General features: G+C 61.3%; 20 protein-coding genes. 10 read left to right on the forward strand and 10 right to left on the reverse strand.

The window, feature by feature from the left end; all coding sequences use genetic code 11:
• Window positions 1-40: 40 nt before the first annotated feature.
• The 3 genes from SAMIE_RS22540 to SAMIE_RS22550 are packed head-to-tail and all read right to left on the reverse strand — an operon-like array spanning window position 41 to window position 1,649.
• Window positions 41-313: a cytochrome C oxidase subunit IV family protein gene (locus tag SAMIE_RS22540; RefSeq protein ID WP_066522072.1), complete on the reverse strand. Its 273-nt coding sequence runs from the start codon at window positions 311-313 to the stop codon at window positions 41-43.
• Between the two features lie 12 nt (window positions 314-325).
• Window positions 326-919: a cytochrome c oxidase subunit 3 gene (locus tag SAMIE_RS22545; RefSeq protein ID WP_066522074.1), complete on the reverse strand. Its 594-nt coding sequence runs from the start codon at window positions 917-919 to the stop codon at window positions 326-328.
• Window positions 920-965: 46 nt separating this feature from the next.
• Entirely contained in the window at window positions 966-1,649 is a 684-nt protein-coding gene (locus tag SAMIE_RS22550; RefSeq protein WP_126516953.1) for a hypothetical protein, read from the reverse strand.
• A 252-nt stretch (window positions 1,650-1,901) separates the two neighbouring features.
• Here SAMIE_RS22550 and SAMIE_RS22555 point away from each other — a divergent pair, with 252 nt between their 5' ends.
• From SAMIE_RS22555 to SAMIE_RS22570, 4 genes are all read left to right on the forward strand, one after another.
• Window positions 1,902-2,315 (forward strand): transposase, encoded by a 414-nt coding sequence (locus SAMIE_RS22555; RefSeq protein WP_062346444.1) that lies wholly within the window; start codon window positions 1,902-1,904, stop codon window positions 2,313-2,315.
• Window positions 2,312-2,683 (forward strand): IS66 family insertion sequence element accessory protein TnpB, encoded by a 372-nt coding sequence (tnpB, locus tag SAMIE_RS22560; protein WP_062346440.1) that lies wholly within the window; start codon window positions 2,312-2,314, stop codon window positions 2,681-2,683. The genes SAMIE_RS22555 and tnpB overlap by 4 nt, the downstream gene beginning before the upstream one ends.
• 294 nt (window positions 2,684-2,977) lie before the next feature.
• Window positions 2,978-4,471, forward strand: coding sequence for an IS66 family transposase (tnpC, locus tag SAMIE_RS22565; RefSeq protein WP_066522435.1), 1,494 nt, complete (start codon window positions 2,978-2,980; stop codon window positions 4,469-4,471).
• 38 nt (window positions 4,472-4,509) lie between these two features.
• A complete protein-coding gene (locus SAMIE_RS22570; RefSeq protein ID WP_096362254.1) occupies window positions 4,510-4,824 on the forward strand; it encodes a helix-turn-helix domain-containing protein in 315 nt (104 codons plus the stop codon).
• A 262-nt stretch (window positions 4,825-5,086) separates the two neighbouring features.
• On the opposite strand, the gene SAMIE_RS22575 is transcribed toward SAMIE_RS22570, so the two are convergent.
• Entirely contained in the window at window positions 5,087-5,854 is a 768-nt protein-coding gene (locus tag SAMIE_RS22575; RefSeq protein ID WP_066521070.1) for an IS6 family transposase, read from the reverse strand.
• A gap of 68 nt (window positions 5,855-5,922) precedes the next feature.
• Between SAMIE_RS22575 and SAMIE_RS22580 the strand changes: the two genes are divergently transcribed.
• Window positions 5,923-6,960 (forward strand): MFS transporter, encoded by a 1,038-nt coding sequence (locus SAMIE_RS22580; RefSeq protein WP_066521073.1) that lies wholly within the window; start codon window positions 5,923-5,925, stop codon window positions 6,958-6,960.
• A 109-nt stretch (window positions 6,961-7,069) separates the two neighbouring features.
• On the opposite strand, the gene istB is transcribed toward SAMIE_RS22580, so the two are convergent.
• The 6 genes from istB to SAMIE_RS22610 form a co-directional block, all read right to left on the reverse strand.
• The gene (gene istB, locus SAMIE_RS22585; RefSeq protein ID WP_004211466.1) at window positions 7,070-7,933 is read right to left on the reverse strand and encodes an IS21-like element helper ATPase IstB; all 864 of its coding nucleotides are present in this window, start codon (window positions 7,931-7,933) and stop codon (window positions 7,070-7,072) included.
• Window positions 7,930-9,432, reverse strand: coding sequence for an IS21 family transposase (istA, locus tag SAMIE_RS22590; protein ID WP_011950689.1), 1,503 nt, complete (start codon window positions 9,430-9,432; stop codon window positions 7,930-7,932). The genes istB and istA overlap by 4 nt, the downstream gene beginning before the upstream one ends.
• Before the next feature lie 619 nt (window positions 9,433-10,051).
• Window positions 10,052-10,822, reverse strand: a complete 771-nt coding sequence (locus SAMIE_RS22595; protein WP_066521082.1) for an IclR family transcriptional regulator domain-containing protein — start codon at window positions 10,820-10,822, stop codon at window positions 10,052-10,054.
• Between the two features lie 68 nt (window positions 10,823-10,890).
• Window positions 10,891-12,093, reverse strand: a complete 1,203-nt coding sequence (pcaF, locus tag SAMIE_RS22600) for a 3-oxoadipyl-CoA thiolase (protein ID WP_066521085.1) — start codon at window positions 12,091-12,093, stop codon at window positions 10,891-10,893.
• A complete protein-coding gene (locus tag SAMIE_RS22605) occupies window positions 12,093-12,770 on the reverse strand; it encodes a 3-oxoacid CoA-transferase subunit B (protein WP_217998389.1) in 678 nt (225 codons plus the stop codon). Before SAMIE_RS22605 ends, pcaF begins: the two co-directional genes overlap by 1 nt.
• Window positions 12,767-13,477 carry a CoA transferase subunit A gene (locus SAMIE_RS22610; RefSeq protein ID WP_066521087.1) on the reverse strand — a complete coding sequence of 237 codons (711 nt, stop codon included), beginning with the start codon at window positions 13,475-13,477 and terminating at the stop codon, window positions 12,767-12,769. Before SAMIE_RS22610 ends, SAMIE_RS22605 begins: the two co-directional genes overlap by 4 nt.
• Window positions 13,478-13,629: 152 nt before the next feature.
• Between SAMIE_RS22610 and SAMIE_RS22615 the strand changes: the two genes are divergently transcribed.
• The 5 genes from SAMIE_RS22615 to SAMIE_RS24030 all read left to right on the forward strand — a co-directional run bounded on the left by SAMIE_RS22615 (window position 13,630) and on the right by SAMIE_RS24030 (window position 17,822).
• Entirely contained in the window at window positions 13,630-14,529 is a 900-nt protein-coding gene (locus tag SAMIE_RS22615; RefSeq protein WP_066521089.1) for a helix-turn-helix domain-containing protein, read from the forward strand.
• A 258-nt stretch (window positions 14,530-14,787) separates the two neighbouring features.
• Window positions 14,788-15,300: a cupin domain-containing protein gene (locus tag SAMIE_RS22620; protein WP_066703981.1), complete on the forward strand. Its 513-nt coding sequence runs from the start codon at window positions 14,788-14,790 to the stop codon at window positions 15,298-15,300.
• Window positions 15,301-15,345: 45 nt separating this feature from the next.
• Window positions 15,346-16,371: a hydroxyquinol 1,2-dioxygenase gene (locus SAMIE_RS22625; protein WP_066521100.1), complete on the forward strand. Its 1,026-nt coding sequence runs from the start codon at window positions 15,346-15,348 to the stop codon at window positions 16,369-16,371.
• Between the two features lie 64 nt (window positions 16,372-16,435).
• Window positions 16,436-17,569, forward strand: a complete 1,134-nt coding sequence (locus tag SAMIE_RS24025) for an outer membrane beta-barrel protein (RefSeq protein WP_162849118.1) — start codon at window positions 16,436-16,438, stop codon at window positions 17,567-17,569.
• Window positions 17,478-17,822 (forward strand): outer membrane beta-barrel protein, encoded by a 345-nt coding sequence (locus SAMIE_RS24030; protein ID WP_083949188.1) that lies wholly within the window; start codon window positions 17,478-17,480, stop codon window positions 17,820-17,822. Before SAMIE_RS24025 ends, SAMIE_RS24030 begins: the two co-directional genes overlap by 92 nt.
• Window positions 17,823-17,845 lie beyond the last annotated feature (23 nt).

The following is a 17,845-nucleotide window of genomic DNA, read 5'->3' on the forward strand; positions in this document are numbered from 1 at the left end:
CGATAAAAAGGATCTTCTGGTGGCCGAGTTTGCGACCGTTTCAGGCAATCATCTTTGCCGTATACCAGTATATGCCGAAGATCATCACGGAGCAGGTGATCACCCAGCAGTTGAAGAACCATCGAAACCCGGGCGGCACCGTGCCAAGGTCCATGAAGTGGTACAGCACCAAGCGCACCTTGAAGCCGGCGATAGCCATCACGACGGCGACGGCCAACATTCTGGCATGGTGATATTCTGCCATCAGAAAGCTGGCCAGCGAAACCGCGATGAGCAGCGCCCAAATGCCTGTCAGGCGTATAGAGTGTGTCATGTGAGTGAGCCTCTACCAAAGCAGGTAAAGCATTGAGAACAGGAAGATCCATAACAGATCAACGAAGTGCCAGAACAAGCCCCCGGACTCCAGCCAGATGGCAAAACGAGGGTCTGTTGCTTCCCGCGACGAGGTGCCCCAGGCCAGATAGGCCAGAACGACCATGCCAAAGAGATAATGAACGAAGTGAAGGCCGGTGAGCGCGAAATACAGCGTGAAGAAATCATTCGTAACGAGCGTGATGCCCGACCCGAATTTCTCAGCATATTCGGTGATTTTTATCAGGCCGAAGCAGCTGGATACGGCGATCGCCGCTACCAGCAGCCGTCGGGTTACACGTTCGCCCTGGCCCCTACGATGTGCGTTCACAGCAAGCGCTACCAGCAGGCTGCCACTGATCAATATCAACGTATTGACGAAGCCGAGCCACGGATCCAGGTGCTTGGCGGAAGCCGAAAAAAGGCCCGGCTGCGCCAGCCGCTCGACCATGAATACAAGAAAGAAAACCCCGAAAATGACGCTGTCAAGGACGATAAACGCCCAGATCGAGGGGTAGGTCTGGAGGGCAGACTTGCCCTCCGAACCTTGTAAAGTTGTCTCAGACAACGAACGTTCCCTTCTTCGAACCAAATGTCCCTAGGCGCGCCGCGGCTCAAGTCCGGATGCTGCTGGACTCGCGATGCTCCCGAACCAGGCGCCCGCTTGCTCGTACGATCGCAATCGACACGACAAGCCAGTAGAAGAAAAACACCGAGAACTGAGCATAATAGTTCAGCGAACCGCTGCGTGACAGAGGCCCTTCGTAGACGAAAGGCATCAGCGAGAGGAGCAGGAACGCGACTCCATCGGCGATGGAAACCCAGCACACCCAGCGCGGAACCAGCGGCTTTTCGCGCCGGTCGGACATCAAGCACACGCCCATGGCGACCATGCCAAGGGTTGTGAGAGAATAGGACGTGTCGAACAATATCCATGACCAGTCATACAAGAGCATGAGGGTTTGAGGTTCCATGACCTCCGGTCGATACGAAATGGTCAGCCACATGCTGCAGGGCATGATGAAGATCATGACGGTGAGCGCCCAGCTGAAATACGCCATGGTGGATAGGACGTTGTTGTCCTTGTTTTCCCGCTCCACGACCTCCATGACCTTCGCGACCGCCACGCCCCAGACGAAATATAGGATTGCCAGCAGCATCATGATTGCCATGCCGATGCGAACTTCGGTCGCGTTGGCGATTATCTTTTGTGCCACTTCGTCGGCGCTCAGACCTGCCGAATAGGGCGGTATATTGTGGCCCAGCACACCCCAGAACAGGACGGTCGCCGCGAGCATGAAGGGGCCGCCGGCCCAAGCGCTCGCACGCACATATCGATAAGGATTGTTCATTTCGCCTCCCCGTTTGTTTTTTGAACGATCACGAAGCCAGTCGGGCGATCATGCAGATTGTCGAACGTTCGCCGTCTCCACGATGATAGACGCCGCCGCCAAAAAAGTATCCGTCATCCCAGACCCACGTGGCGTAGATGGCCATGAGCTTTGAGTGTCCCGCGTGCATATCGCGTAATTTGATTCGGCGGGGTGACTGTGGAGCAAGAGATCGACGGCAGTGGCGGCGTGGAGAACGGGCGCCGACGGCGCTGGACGCTGGAAGAGAAGCGCGCGGTGGTGGAGCTGTCGCTCGATCCGGCGTGCAGCATGGCGGAGGTGGCCGCGTGTTTCGATGTCCTTCCGGCCCAGATATATGCCTGGCGCCGCGAGTTGCGCGAGATGGCGGAGGACGCGGCGCGCGAGGACAGGGCGATGTTCCTGCCGGCGGTCATCGAGCCGACATCGGTGCCGGCGGTGCTGCTCGAACCGGAGGCCGCGAACGCGCGGCTGCTGCCGGACGCGGTGGTGCAGGTCGCAATGGAAGTGCGCGGCGTGCCAGTGATGGTCGCCCACGGCGCAAGTTCGACGCTGGTCGCCTCGGTAATCGCAGCGCTGCTGAGGGCGCGATGATCGGGCCGGGCAGCGACGCCAAGGTGCTGATCTACACCAAGCCGATCGATTTCCGCTGCGGCATCGACACGCTGGTGGCCAAGGTCCAGCACGAGTTGAGCCAGGATCCGTGGCGCGGAGTCGCCTATATTTTTCGTTCCAAGAGGAAGGACAGGCTGAAGATTCTGTGGTTCGACGGCACCGGCATCTGGCTGATGACCAAGCGCGCCGAGGCCGCCGAAGGATTCGCCTGGCCGCCGGCGGTCGATGGCAGTTTTTCGATCACGGCGGCGCAGATGGCAGCACTCACCTCGGGCATGGACTGGCGTCGGCACCGCGCGCCAAGGCGCGTAAATCCGCCTAAAATCGAGGGTTTCGCTGATGCGTGAGATAGTCGCGACAGGCCGAGTCAACTGCGCTGGACGCGTCGTTACGCATGTGATTCGATGCCTGCCATGGACCCGCTGACGGCCTCCTGCAAAGACCCAGTTGCGCTGCTCGCGACCATCGCGAAGCTGACCGCCGAGGCGGCCGAACGCGACCAGCAGATCGTTCGCATCAACGCCGAGAACGAGGCGCTCGCCCGCGCTGCGGCCCAAGCTGAGGCGCGCGAGATCATCGCGCTCGCCACCGCGAAAGCGGCCGAACACGCCGCCGTCATCGCCGAGGCGAAGGCCGCCGAGATGGAGGACGCGCTCGCGGCCGCCCGCGATGAGGTCAAGCGCCTCAACGACATTCTCGACCAGTTCAAGCGCCACCGTTTCGGCCAGAGCGCCGAGCGGCTCGATCCCGACCAGTACCAGCTCGTGCTCGAAGAGCTCGAAGCTGCCTTGTCGCGCGCCGAGGCCGGGCTCGAAGCGCTGATCGACCAGGCTGACGCGACCGGCGAGACAAAGCGCCGCCGCCGCAACAACCGTGGAGCGCTGCCCGCCCATCTCGAGCGTATCGAGCAGGTCGTCGACATCGAAGACAAGCAGTGTGCCTGCTGCGGCAACGATCTTCATGTCATCGGCGAGGACGTCACCGAGCGCCTCGACGTCGTGCCCACCATCTTCCGCGTGCTGGTCACCCGCCGTCCGCGCTATGGCTGCCGCGGCTGCGACGAGGGCGGCGTCACCCAGGCGCCGGCGCCAAGCTTCATCGTCGATCAGGGCCTGCCCACCGACGCGCTCGTCGCCCAGGTCATCGTCGCGCGCTACGCCGATCACCTTCCGCTTTACCGGCAAGCCCAGATCTACGCCCGCCAGGGGATCGATCTCGACCGGGCAACGCTCGCCGACTGGGTCGGGCGCGTCGGATGGTGGCTGACTCCGCTCAGGCAGCATCTGCTCGCCGAGCTGCGAAGTTCGGTGAAGCTGTTCGCCGACGAGACGCGCATGCCCGTGCTGGCGCCCGGGACCGGCAAGACCAAGAGCGGCCAGCTGTGGGCCTATGCCCGCGACGATCGGCCATGGGGCGGACTCGCGCCGCCCGCCGTCGTCTACATGTACGCCGCCGGCCGCGGCGGCATGCATCCGATCGACCATCTCGGCGACTTCGCCGGGGTGCTCCAGGTGGACGGCTATGCCGGCTACAATGAGATCAAGCGCCGCAATGGCGTCACCCTCGCATTCTGCCTGCTTCACGCGCGGCGCAAGTTCTACGATTTCCGCGAAAAGGAGCCCGTTGCCGACGAGGTGCTCCGTCGCTTCTCGGCGATCTACAAGATCGAGGCGACGCTCAGGGACACCTCGCCCGAGGCGCGGTTCGAAGGGCGGCAGCTGATACTGAAGCCGCTGTTCGATAACCTGCGCGACTATCTCTCGAAGAACCTCGGCCGGTTCAGCGCCAAGGGCAAGATGGCCGAAGCGATCAACTATATGCTCAACCACTGGCAGCAGCTCACCTATTGCCTGCTCGACGGCCGCGTCGAGCTCGATACCAACACGGTCGAAAGAAGCATCCGCCCGATTGCCCTGTCGCGCCGCAACTCGTTGTTCGCCGGCAGCGATGCCGGGGCAGACAATTGGGCGGTGCTCGCCAGCCTTCTCGAAACGTGCAAACTCTCGGACGTCGATCCGCTCGCCTGGCTCACCGCCACCCTCACCAAGCTTGCCAACGGTCATAGCAACAAGGACCTCGATTCCCTCATGCCCTGGCACTTCCCCAAGATCGCCGGGCGCAACGCCCCCTCTTAAGACGCTTGACCGGCACGTTTCCGCCACGTGGGTCTGGGATGACGGATACGCCGACCTTAAGCGAGGTAGCAGACAAGCTTCACATCGCGCAGCGAACCCTCATAAGGCGCCTGGGACGGCTCGGCACGACCTATCAGGAGATTACCGATCGTTTTCTGTTTTGTCGCGCCCGCGAAATGCTCGAGAACGATCAGCTGGCGATCAAGGAGATTGCTGCGGCGATCGGCTTCGACGATCCGGCAAACTTCGGCAAAGCCTTCAAGCGCTGGTGCGGGATGTCGCCGGGCAGCTACCGCAAGCAACGGCAGGATATGGGCGGCACTGGCCCAGCACTCTCCGCCGAGACGCATTAGCTGCCCACCACGTGGTGACAGCTCCACAAGCCCGCGGGCTTGTGGAGCCGGAGTACGTCTCAGAATCGATAGGTGAATTGCAAGGTCAGCTGTCTTCCGAGCGAGGTTGCGACGGTCTGGTCCAGAGCGACCTGTTTGGGGGCCGGATTGCAGGGCAACATCCCGCCGGGATCGGGGGCGCAAGCAAAGGGGCGCGCTTGGGCTCTGTTGCAAACTGTGATGACGGGCGCAGTTCGTCTCATGGCTGTTCGAGCGGTGCCCATTAGGCTGCTTCAAGTTCCATCCGTTTGCCGATGAGTTGAATGGCTTCGGTGAGGGCGCAAGCGCCGAGGCCGAAGGCACGCTCGACCAGCCGCGCCTCGCCGCAAATGTCGCGGGTGAGATTGAAGGCAGCTGCCTGTCCCTTGCGCAGGGCCCGCATCACCTCGAAGCCTTTGATCGTCGCATACGCCGTCTTCAGTGTCTTGAAACCCCGCACCGGCCGGATCAGCTGCTTCAGCTTGCCATGGTCAGCCTCAACGACGTTGTTCAGATACTTCACCTGGCGATGCTGGGTATCCTTGGGACATTTGCCTTCCGCTTTCAGTTCAGCAATGGCGGCGGTGTAGGTCGGCGCCTTATCGGTATTGATGATCTCGGGTTTCTCCCAGTCCTTCAACCCGCCCAGCGCCTTGCCCAGGAAACGCTTCGCAGCCTTCGTATTCCGCGTTGGCGAGAGATAAAAATCGATCGTGTTCCCGTCCTTGTCGACCGCGCGATACAGATACGTCCAGGCACCACGAACCTTGATATAGGTCTCATCGACCCGCCAACTCGTCGAGGCAGGGCGGCGCCATTGCCAGCGCAGCCGCTTCTCGATCTCCGGGGCGTATCTCTGAACCCAGCGGTAGATCGTGGAATGGTCAACATTCACGCCACGTTCGCCCATCATCTGCTCAAGATCCCGGTAGCTGATGCCATACCGGCAGTACCATCGCACCGCCCAAAGCACGATCTCACCCTCAAAATGCCGCCCTTTGAACCCTGACATCGCGCCACCCTCACTCTCGGCAAGACAGATCACCGAAAATCGGATCAGTTTGCAACAGAGCCGCTGCGATGTTTCTTGGCAGCCTCTCCGATCGGATCGGCCGTCGCAAGGTCCTGATCCCATCATTGATCTTCTTTTCTTTGGCATCGGGTGTGTCTGGTCTTGCTGGCGGCTTCATGAGCCTGCTGCTGATCCGCGGGGTCATGGGCGTGGCCGAAGGCGCCTTCTGCCCCACCAGCTTTGCTGCGGTCGCCGAAGCTTCCAAACCCTCGCGCATCGGCTTCAACCAAGGTCTGCAACAGAGCATGTTCGCCCTGTTCGGGCTCGGGTTCGGGCCTTTCATTGCCGCATGGCTACTGAGCTTCACGACGTGGCGCGGGGTGTTCCTGCTCGTCACCGTGCCTGGCCTTATTCTGAGCGCGTTGATCTGGATGTGCATTCGTGATCGCACGCCAGCTGCGACGCAGTCGGACAGCGTGTCCCATCGGCCCAGCGAGCCCAGCGCCTCGATCGGTCAGGTACTCAAAGTGCGTAACGTCCGCATCGGTATGCTGGGTCTGCTGTGCGCCATGTGCGGGATCTTCACCCTGGCTGCGTTCGCACCGCTCTACCTGACCGAACACCTGCATCTCGACGCATGGGCCGCTGCTTCGGCCGCTTCTGCTATCGGCTTCGGCGGCTTTGCCGGTCAGTGGATTCTTCCCACGCTCTCGGACATCTACGGCCGTCGCCCGATGGCGATCCTCGGCTTCCTCGGCGGCGCGATCTTCGTCTTCGCGTTCATCAACACCGGGGCGTCAATTCTGCCCCTGTTCGGCACCCTGTTCGGCGCTACCGTCTGCAGTTTCGGCCTTCTCTCGCTGATTTCTGGCCCAATCGCTGCGGAATCTGCGCCTCCAGGCATGGTCTCGACCGCTGCCGGCCTCATCATCGGCGTCGGCGAAGTCTTCGGTGGTGGCCTTGCTCTCGTCGTAGCCGGTTACCTGATCGCGACGTACGGCATCCAGTCGATGCTCTACCTGGCCCTTGGCGGACTGGCGATCGGCGTGCTGCTGATGTTCTTCCTGAAGGAGACCGCCCCGAGGAAGCTGGCGATCACGGATTAATCCATCAACTTTCCAGATACCCGTTTCAGGTATAGCGCGACGATCTGGGTGAGAGGTCAGCGACTATCAGGATGAGAACAGATTGTCGCGGCGGGTTCATGGTGCCGGGTTAGATTGTCGCTGGCAAGGGCGATTCTTCGCTCTGATTGTCGCTGATCGACATTTTCTCGATGGATTTGATTGTCGCGTATTTTGGGGTCCTTCCAGCCCCTGTCTGTCGCTGGAGGGCGGCCCTGCGACGATAGCTCTCGACATTCATCTCGAAGATGGTGGCGTGATGAACGAGACGGTCGACGGCCGCGAGCGTCATGGCGGGATCCGGGAAGACCCGGTTCCATTCGCCGAAGGGCTGGTTGGCCGTGATGAGCATGGATCGGCGCTCATAGCGTGCGCTGATCAACTCGAAGAGCACGGAGGTTTCAGCCTGATCCTTGGCGACATAGGCGAGGTCGTCCAGGATGAGCAGGTGGTATTTGTCGAGCTTGGCGATGGCGGATTCGAGCGCCAGTTCGCGGCGCGCGAGCTGAAGCTTCTGGACCAGCTCGGACGTGCGGGTGAACAGCACGCGCCAACCATTCTGGACAAGTTGCAGGCCGATGGCTGCCGCCAAGTGGCTCTTTCCTCCGCCCGGCGGGCCGAACAGGATGAGATTGGCGCCCTTTTCCAGCCATCCGTCGCCCGAGGTCATGGCCGTGACCTGCGCCCGCGAGACCATCGGCACGGCGTCGAAGGCGAAGCTGTCGAGCGTTTTGCCCGGTGGTAATCGTGCGTCGCTCAGATGACGTTCGATCCTACGCCGGTCACGTTCGGCCATTTCATGCTCGGTAAGTGCAGCGAGCAGTCGGGTGGCGGGCCAGCCCTCCTTGTCGGCACGTTCGGTAAACTCGGGCCAGATCACCTTGATGGCAGGAAGCCTCAACTCGTTGAGGATGAAGCTCAGGCGCTGGGCATCGACGTTATGGGCCTTGGTCATGCGGCCTCTCCCAGCAGCAGGGCATCGTAGTCGGTCAGGGGGCCAAGCTCGACCACCACCTCGGGCAGCGCGGCCGGATCGGGCGAGAAGCGCGTTCGCAACGCGGCGATGTCAGGCAGCCGGCCTTCGTCAAGGTCCTGGGCGAGAAGATCGGCAAGCTCGGCCTCGCAGGCCCGTTCATGGGCCATGGACAGCAACTCGACCATCTTACGGCAAGCGTCACGCTCGGACATGGCTTCGAGCAGCCGTTCGAACATGAGCCTGTACGCCTCGCGCGGGAACAACTGGTCGCGATAGGTCAGCTGCAGCAGGGCCATCGGCTTACGCCTGAGGCTATGGATCACGTGACGGTAATCCACCACATAGCCATGTTCGGTAGCGCTTTTCGGGCGACCGCGTGGCCGGGTCATGAGATAACTGCCGCCCAGGAACAGATCGAGCCGATCATCGTAGAGGCGCACACGCAGTCGATGCCCGATCAACCGTGACGGCACCGTGTAGAACACCTTGCGCAGAACGAAGGTGCTGGACGAGGTGACGGGAAGGATATGTTCCTCGTAGTCGCTGGTGCGACGATCAGGTAGCGGTTTGAGCGTTGCCCTTTCGGTGTCGATGCGGGCGGCACTGCGCCGGTTCTTTCGGGCAACGATCTCGTCGATGAACCTGCGATAGGCCGCGAGGTCCTCGAAGTCGGTCGATCCACGCATCGCCAGCGCATCCTCCACCGCCGCCTTGAGATGGCCGTGGGAGCTTTCGACGCTGCCATTCTCATGTGCGATGCCGCGGTTGTTGCGGGTCGGCGTCATGCCATAATGTTCGCACAAGGCGTCGTAGCGTGTGGTCAAGTCCGCACGGGCATCGGCATCAAGGTTGCGAAACGCGGCCGACAGACTGTCGCTGCGGTGTTCGCCCGGCGCGCCGCCCAGCATCCAAAGCGCGTTCTGCAGCCCCTCAGCCAATGCGACATAGCTCTCGCCGCCCAGGATGACATGGGCATGTTCGAAGCCTGACCACACCAGGCGGAAGTGGTAAAGCAGGTGATCGAGGGGCGCACCCGCGATCGTGACTTTGAGGCTCCTCATGTCGGTGAAGTCCGAAAGGCCCATTCGCCCCGGCTCATGAGTCTGGCGGAAGATCACTTCCTGTTCCGGGCCATGAACGGCCCGCCAGGCACGGATACGACGCTCCATCGTGCGGCGAACCCCAAAATCGAGATCGGGATGGCGACGGCGCATCTCCTCGAAGATCGCCACCGCCCGCAAGCCAGGTGCCGCCTTCAGCATTGGTACGATCTCGCTCTCGAAGATCGATTCCAACGGATCAGGTCGCCGTCGGCCGCGGGGCGCTTTACGGTGTGAAGGAAGCACCGGATCGCTCGCGATCCGGTAGCCCGTCGCGGTGCTGAACCCGGCCTTCGCCGCAGCCACCGGGACCGGGTTGGTCTGTCGCAATTTCATGAAAAGCCTCATTTGATGATCGTTGACTTGGCAACCCGGCACTCACGGCATCTCCCTCCAATCTGGATATGCCAATGAATATTGGGTCGGCCCCGACGATCTGCGGCTCCTCCATTAAAGGGCCATCGGTTGTTGGGGTCTCGGCTACGGGCTTCGGGCTACGCCCTCCGCCCTTCACCGACACCCCAACAACCGATTCTCATCTTGATTGTCGCTACGCTCGCATCCTGTCAGTCGCCGCGCATTTCAGGGGAGTGGATGTCTCCGCTCCCCTTTCTCGTGAACGATTGGCGGGCCGTCGATTGGGTTTTTCAGGCGATAGTTTGGCTTACTGGTTTCCGGTCCCCACCCTGACTGCCCCAGCGACCGTCAGGACCGTCAGGCCATACCGTTAGTCGAGATCGAGCACGAGGACACCGATCCTATGGGCTACGCGAACAACGCCACCTCATCTGATCCGGGCTCACGCCCTGGGCAGCGAAGTCCTGGCAATTGCACGTCTTGAGACGATCGCAGGTTCACGGGTATGGTACGTCACGATCATTCGTCGAGGCGGAGGCGTGATTGCGACTGTATGGGCGAGTGCGCTGCCTCTGCGCTATAGCGCAAAGATCCGCATGATTGGCACGTGAGGTAGCCCAGACGTTCTTCGGCCTGCCCGTTACCCCGAAAGGTGAGCCTGGCGGCCCAGTGACGATGCTGCTCTGGTCAGTGCAGGCAGTATGGTCTTTTCCAGGTCCTGGAGGCTGCGCTCCAGCGCATTGGTACCGACGTTCAGGGCGCCAATCGTGCAGCCCGCTTCGTTGCATACCGGCACTGCGATTGAACGCAGGCCGATTTCCAGCTCCTGGTCGACGATGGCATAACCGTTGCCGACGACGCCTTCCAAGACCTTCTCCAGTGCAGCTCGGTCCACGAGCGTTAGGGGGGTCAGACGTGGAAGAGGTTCTTGCGGCAGCAGGGTATCGCGTTCAGCCGGCGCGAGCGATGCCAGAAGCACGCGGCCCATCGATGTAACCCACGCTGGAAGCCTTGAGCCCACATGCAGGCCGATAGACATGATCCGGCTTCGTGACGCACGCGCGACGTAAAGGATCTCCGCGCCGTCGAGGACGGCGAGAGAACAGGATTCATCAAGCTCGTCGCGCAACCCCTCCAGCACCGGTTGCGCCAATGCCGAGAGGGATCGATCTGAAAGAAATGCATCGGCGAGACGCAAGACGCCGGGAAGAACGTGATAGAGCCGTTCTCTCCTTCCGACGTAGCCAAGCTCTGATAGCGTATATAGGCATCGCGCAATCACGCCGCGCGGTAGGTCGGTATGCGTCGACAAACTAGCGATCGATTGCCCCGCGCCCAACTCCCGGAACGCTTCGAGTACCTGCAGTCCCCGGGCAAGGGACTGCATGAAGTCGGGATGTGGTTCGCTCATTCGTGCTCCTGTCCCCGCTTTTGGGACATCGGCGGACATGGAGCGCGAATCAGTCGATGTCCAGATCATCAGGCACGTTCGAGCGCCAGCGCCAGCCCCTGACCGACGCCGATGCACATTGTCACCAGGGCGCGTTTCCCGCCCGATTGCTGCAGCGAATGCGCAGCCGTCAGGGCAAGGCGCGCGCCGGACATACCTAATGGATGGCCTAGTGCGATCGCGCCGCCGTTCGGGTTCAGACGCTCATCCCCAGGATCAACGCCAAGTTCGCGCATCGAAGCGATGACCTGGCTGGCGAACGCCTCGTTGATCTCGATAAGATCGAAGTCGTCAATCGTCAGGCCTAACCGAGCAAGTAGCTTCCTGCTGGCGGGAACCGGGCCGATACCCATCACACGCGGTTCGACGCCAGCGGTCGCCATGCCGAGTACCCGTGCGCGCGGCGTTAGGCCGTGCGCCTTCAACGCCGCCTCACTAGCGATGAGCATCGCAGCCGCACCGTCATTCACGCCTGAGGCATTGCCTGCCGTGACAGTCCCATCGGTATGTACAATCGGCTTAAGCTTCGCCAGCGCTTCCGCGGTAGTTTCGGGACGCGGATGCTCATCGCGATCGACGATAACATTGCCCTTCCGACCGGTGATCGTGACCGGAACGATCTCTTCCGCGAAGAAGCCGTTTGCCTGTGACACCGCCGCGCGCTGCTGGCTGCGGAGGGCAAAGAAGTCCTGATCGGCGCGGCTGACGCCATAGTCTCGTGCTACGTTCTCGCCTGTTTCCGGCATGGAATCAACGCCGTAGAGCGCCTTCATGGCCGGATTGACAAAGCGCCAGCCAATCGTCGTATCCTCAATACTTGGTGTACGGGACCAGGCCTTCTCGGCCTTGCCCATGACGAGCGGCGCGCGGGTCATGCTTTCGACTCCGCCCGCGATGGCCAGGTCGATCTGGCCTGAGACGACGGCGCGTGCCGCGGTGCCCACCGCGTCGGCACCGCTGGCGCAGAGGCGGTTGAGCGTGGTGCCGGGCACGTTGGTGGGCAAGCCCGACAGCAACGCCGCCATACGCGCGACATTGCGGTTGTCCTCGCCCGCCTGGTTGGCCGAGCCCAAAAACACCTCCTCGATGGCGGCAGGATCAAGCCCGGAATTGCGCTCCAGCAAGGCCTTGATCGGAATTGCCGCCAGATCGTCCGCTCGCACCGGAGCAAGTGCCCCGCCGAACCGTCCGATCGGTGTGCGGACCGCGTCGCATAGGAAAGCGTGTGCCATTAGGCCGCCTCCGCTTCAAAGGCCGAGATATCGACGGCTGCTGCGGTGCTGGAGACGACCTGCTCCGCGGTAATGCCTGGCGCCAGTTCCACCAGCGTCAGGCCGCCTGCTACTTTGTCGCAGGCCAACACGCACAAGTCGGTGACGATCAGGTCCACTACGTTCTGGCCGGTAAGCGGCAGCGAGCACTCCTCCAGGATCTTGGGAGCACCGTGCTTGTTGCAGTGCTCCATCACCACGACCACACGCTTGACGCCGGCGACCAGGTCCATTGCGCCTCCCATTCCCTTCACCATCTTGCCCGGGATCGTCCAGTTGGCGATGTCACCGCTGGCAGAGACTTCCATGGCGCCAAGAACGGTAAGATCGATATGGCCTCCCCGGATCATCGCGAAGCTGTCTGCGGAGGAAAAGAAGCTGGAGGTGGGCAATTGCGTGATGGTCTGTTTGCCGGCATTGATGAGGTCCGGATCAACTTCGTCGGCATAAGGGAAGGGGCCCATGCCCAACATGCCGTTCTCCGACTGCAAGGTGACTTCGATGTCATGGGGCACATAGTTGGCGACCAGAGTGGGTATGCCGATGCCTAGATTGACGTAGTAACCATCCTCAAGCTCTCGCGCAGCGCGCTCGGCCATCTGTTCACGGCTCCAGCCACTCGTGTTCTGCGTCATCATGCGCTCTCCCGCTCGCGCGTCGTCAGCTTTTCGATGCGCTTTTCGTTGATGGTGGATAGAACGATCCGATCGACGTAGATGCCGGGCGTGTGGATCGTATCGGGATCGAACGTGCCGGGCTCGACGATCTCCTCCACTTCAACCACCGTCACTTTCGCAGCGGTCGCCATGTTCGGATTGAAATTGCGCGCGGTCTTGCGGAACATAAGGTTGCCGGACGGGTCCGCGCGCCAGGCTTTGATGATCGCCAGATCAGCGCGCAGCCAGGTTTCACGCACGTAAGCCTTGCCGTCAAATTCCTCGACTGGCTTGCCCTCCGCCACGACGGTGCCGACGCCGGTTGCAGTGTAGAACGCCGGAATTCCGGCACCGCCCGCGCGGATGCGCTCTGCAAGCGTACCTTGAGGATTGAGCTCCAGCTCAAGCTCGCCCGAAAGATACTGCTGCTCGAACAGTTTGTTCTCTCCGACGTACGATGAGATCATCTTACGCACCTGGCGGCTTTCCAGCAGCGCCCACAAGCCAAAGCCATCGGCGCCGGCGTTGTTGGATATGACTGTGAGACCCTTAACCCCCGCGCTCCTGATCTCCGGAATCAGGCTTTCCGGGTTACCCGATAGCCCAAAGCCTCCTGACATGATTGTCATGCCATCGAACAGCAGACCTTCCAGCGCCGCTCTGGGGTCGTCGAATATCTTTCTCGGCATACATCGCCTCCGTTGAACGATTATCGTGTATTGAGTATGTTTATCGTTCAATTTATAAAGGGTGCTATAGGCCGTCAACTGAGTCGTGCAATCCTGCCCGATCTAGTGGTAAGACGAAGAAACGCCGAAGCAGGCGTCTGGGAGAGTTTTCAATGCGAGCTGGTTCCGCAGACGCCTTCAAGGTCACGGAAACACATGGAATTCTGATGCGCCCTGAGCATCAGATTGTGCAGTCGAGCGATACGCTGGGCTGGCGCTCTCTTTACGCCTCGCATCAATTCGAACGGCCCTACAGCGATCGCTTCGAAGGCCGCGACGACCATCTGATTATCGTGCACTTGTCTGGTCCAGTGCGTGTCGAACGCAATCTCAGCGGCGAACAGGAGAAGCAAAGGATAGCTCCAGGCGGCCTGTTCGTGCTTCCTCCCAATCAGGATTTCGGGGTATCGCTGACGGCGCCTCTGGAAACCATACACCTCTACATCCGTCGGAGCCTTATTCGGGCGGCCGCGCAGGAATTGTGCAAGGGCGATCCGGAGAAGGTCGAGTTTCTTCCCCGGTTCGGCGAGCGCGATCCGCTGATCGAGCAGATGGGCCGCATGGTCTGCGGCATGATGGCCGATAACCAATCCGATTTCTTTGCCGACGGCGTTGCTCGACTGCTGGCGGCCCAGATCGTGCGGCACCATTCTTGCGGTCTTCAGGCAGAGTTGCCCCGGATCACCGGCCTGAACCAGCGGCAGCTTGAAGCGGTTCACGACGTGATCGAGGAGCGCATGGAAGAGTCGCTGAGCATCGACGATCTGGCCGAAGCAGTGGGCCTCAGCCCGATTCATTTCGCCCGTCAGTTCAAGCGATCCACGGGCAAGGCACCGCACCAGTACCTCATCGAGATGAGAGTATCACGCGCACGCCATCTGCTGGCCGGCGATCTGCCGATCGCAGAAATCGCATATCGCTGCGGCTTCAGCCATCAGGAACATCTGACCCGCCTGTTTGGCCGCCAGCAGGGCACAACCCCGGCCGCATACCGGCGCGCGCTGCGCCTCTGAGCGTCTCCTTGCGCATTCCAGTCTAGGCTTTAGCCAGGACCTGCCGGCTCGTGACGGCAGCCGGCTCGATCGCGTCATGGCGCCGTCTAATACCGGCGGCGCTGCGCAGTACCTGAACGTCCGACCGGTTCGTCGCAGCGCTCCTGAAACGTGCAGAACAACGCTACCTTTGTGCAGGGCGTGACCCGGTTGCTCACCTACCTATCGTCGTATCGAAGGAACCTAGGGTTTCCGACAATTCACGAGAGGAAGAGATAGATGGCCGACGTGGTCACCGAATTCGGCGCTTTGACCGACTATCGCAAGGGCGGTGTCGAGATCATCGATGACGATCCCCGCAACTACGTTTTCTCCAACGTCTTTGAAGTCGCTGCCAATGCCGCGCCCTACGAGAGGGTCGCCGTAGGCAAGAATTTTGAATACGTTATCGAATCCGCTCGTGCGGAAGGCACGTCGGGCTGGTTCAGCTGCGCTCACGACGAATTCGTACTCGCCATGGACGGGCAGATCGAAGTCCATCTGCTCAAGCTCGACAATTCCGACGCTTATGTCGATCCCGATAGCGAAGGCGCCGTAGCGATCGGTGAGGCACTTCCCGAAGGTCGCAAGATGGGCCGTATCGTTCTTCGGCGCGGGCACATGGCACTGCTGCCGGTCGGCGCGGCTTACCGTTTCTACGCCGAGCAGCCTGCAGCGATGCTGTTCCAGTCCATCGAGGGCGCAGTGACAGTCCAGAAGTGGGGCGAGATCTGCCAGACCGAGGCGGCCTGAGCCCCTCTGTCCTTCCCAATCACGAGAAAGTTGGAGAGACCAATCATGGCTATGTCCGAAGCACTTGAGATCATCGATTTCGGTGATAGCAAAGCACGCACCGATACCGAGCATCTGGCTATCAACAATGAGACGGGCTACCGCTCGTTTCGCGCCGGTGGTTTCACGTTCACGCGTGACGAATACTTCGCGCGTCTGACCTGGCCCGGCGGATCGCACATCATCCCGATCGACGCCTTCCTGCGTGCGATGATGCGCGACGTGGCCTGGGGCTTCTTCTACGGTGTCGTGAACTTCGACCACGTCTTCGGCACCATCAATCACTACGGTGAAGTGACGATGTTCGCTGGCCGCTTCAACGATGCGTATCGCAACGCCGGTCGCGACCATGAAGAACGCTTCAAGTCGAGCGCCCTGATGGCCGTGTTCAAGGACATTCTCTCGGACTGGACCGTCGAAGGCTACGATCCCTTTGCCGCGCCGATGGAAACTGGCCTGCCCTGGGGCATCAAGAACGGCAACAACGATGAAGCGATCAGTCGTCAGCGCGTTACTGCGCGGCGCATGGTCGGTCTGCCGGGCGATACCCCGGTCCGCACCGACGCCAATGGCTTTCCCGTCAATCGCCAGTTTGCCGACGTTCCGCAAGAGCAGCCGGTGGTCGAGGCCGAGCCAGGCTTCGAAGCTGAAGTGAGCGCGTACAACCTGTTCGGCTATCTGTCGCGTTCTGACGTAACCTGGAACCCCAGCGTCTGCTCGGTGGTGGGTGACAGTCTGTTCTGCCCCACCTCTGAGGAATTCATTCTGCCGGTCGAGCATGGCAATGATCGATGCGAATGGTTCCTGCAGCTTTCGGACGAGATCGTCTGGGACGTGAAGGACAAGGAAAGCGGCAAGCCGCGCGCCCGCGTCACCGCCCGGGCCGGTGATATCTGCTGCATGCCGGCCGATATCCGGCACCAGGGCTATTCGACCAAGCGCTCGATGTTGCTGGTCTGGGAAAATGGTTCGCCAAAGATCCCGCAGATGATCGCCGACGGCACCGCACCGGTGGTCCCGGTCACTTTCTGAACTTTTGAAAACACACGGACGGACCCGGCCAGTTGAGCCGGGCCGTTCCCGAGGGGGGATGGATATGAAGAAAGGTGTTTCGCTCGCGCTCATCGGTGCGGGCCTTGGAGTATTGATGGCTTTTCCTGCCACCGCACAAGAGGCCTCTGCGCCGCAGAAAGTGGGCCCACCCGCTCCTGCCGCCGCTGATGAGTCCCCGCCAAATGCGGGCTCGGCTGTAGCATCCAATCCGGCTGGTGCTCTGGCGCGCGCCGTGCTGGGTGACGGCCTGGAAAGCCATAAGATAATGCTGCTGGGATGGGGAGAGGCTTCGGCCGTCACCTCCACCAACGACAGCAAGGACGTGTCGCCCGCAGCTTTCTTCAACACCGAGCGCGGCCTCAATCTCAACCAGCTGGGCGTCATGCTATGTAGCGGCCGGGCTTGCCCACCGTTCTCGTTCGGGCCGGGGGCTGGCGTTCACAACCGTGTCGGACCATTTCCTGGTCCCACGCCCGAACACGTCACCGTCGATTTCAACGTGACCGCGATCTATGGGCAGGACGTGCAGTTCCTCAAGCTGTCTGGGCTCGACGGCGATTTCCACTTCGATCGCAACAAGGATCTCAAGCTCGGGGTAACGCAGGCCTATGCCGACATCTACCTGCCGTTCCTGAAAGGAACGAGCGTGATGATCGGCAGTTTCCAGACCCCGCTCGAAAACGCTTTCAATCCGCCCAACTGGTTCGCCACCCACACGTATGGCTTCCAGCACGGTCCTGCCAAGCACGTCGGCGCGCTGGCGCAGACACGCGTAGCGAGTGGGCCAGCAGGCCATTTCTCAGTCGATTATGGTGTCGTGCTGGGTTGGAACGACTGGGACAACCGCAACAAGAATCTCGATTTCATCGGTGGCCTGCGCTGGCGCAGCGCGGACATGCGCACCTGGGTTGATCTCGAAGCTATCTATGGCAATGGCGAGAACGACTTCGGCCCCGCACCGGGCCGAGGCGGTTCCCCCTATTTCGCGCTCAGCTCCACCGGCAAGTACCTTGGCCGCCTTTCCAGCTTCCTGACCGTCAGTCACAGCCTCAGCCCGAAGTTTCAGGTGGCGATGGAAGCCAGCTATGGTCAGCAGGAGGCCGGTGACATCGCATTCGTGCCTTGGGCGATCACCCAAGGCACGGTGGTACGGCGCCAACCTGGGCGCGCGCTATAGCCTGAGCGACAAAGTTAGCGTCAATGGCCGCGCCGAATGGTTCACCGACGAACAGGGCGCTCATGCGCTCTGGGCCGGGGTGCGCGGTGACGTCTACGCGGCCACCGGCAATGTCGAGTACCAACTGACCCCGGCCATCCGCCTCCGCGCCGAGGCCCGCTACGACATCCACGATGGCCCTGGCCGTCTGTTCGACAACTACTCCAAGGACCAGCAGCTCACCGGCCTGCTGAATGCCTTCTTCCTCTTCTAAAGGAGCGATCCCCATGGCCCTCG

Source organism: Sphingobium amiense (assembly GCF_003967075.1).
Lineage (GTDB): Bacteria > Pseudomonadota > Alphaproteobacteria > Sphingomonadales > Sphingomonadaceae > Sphingobium > Sphingobium amiense.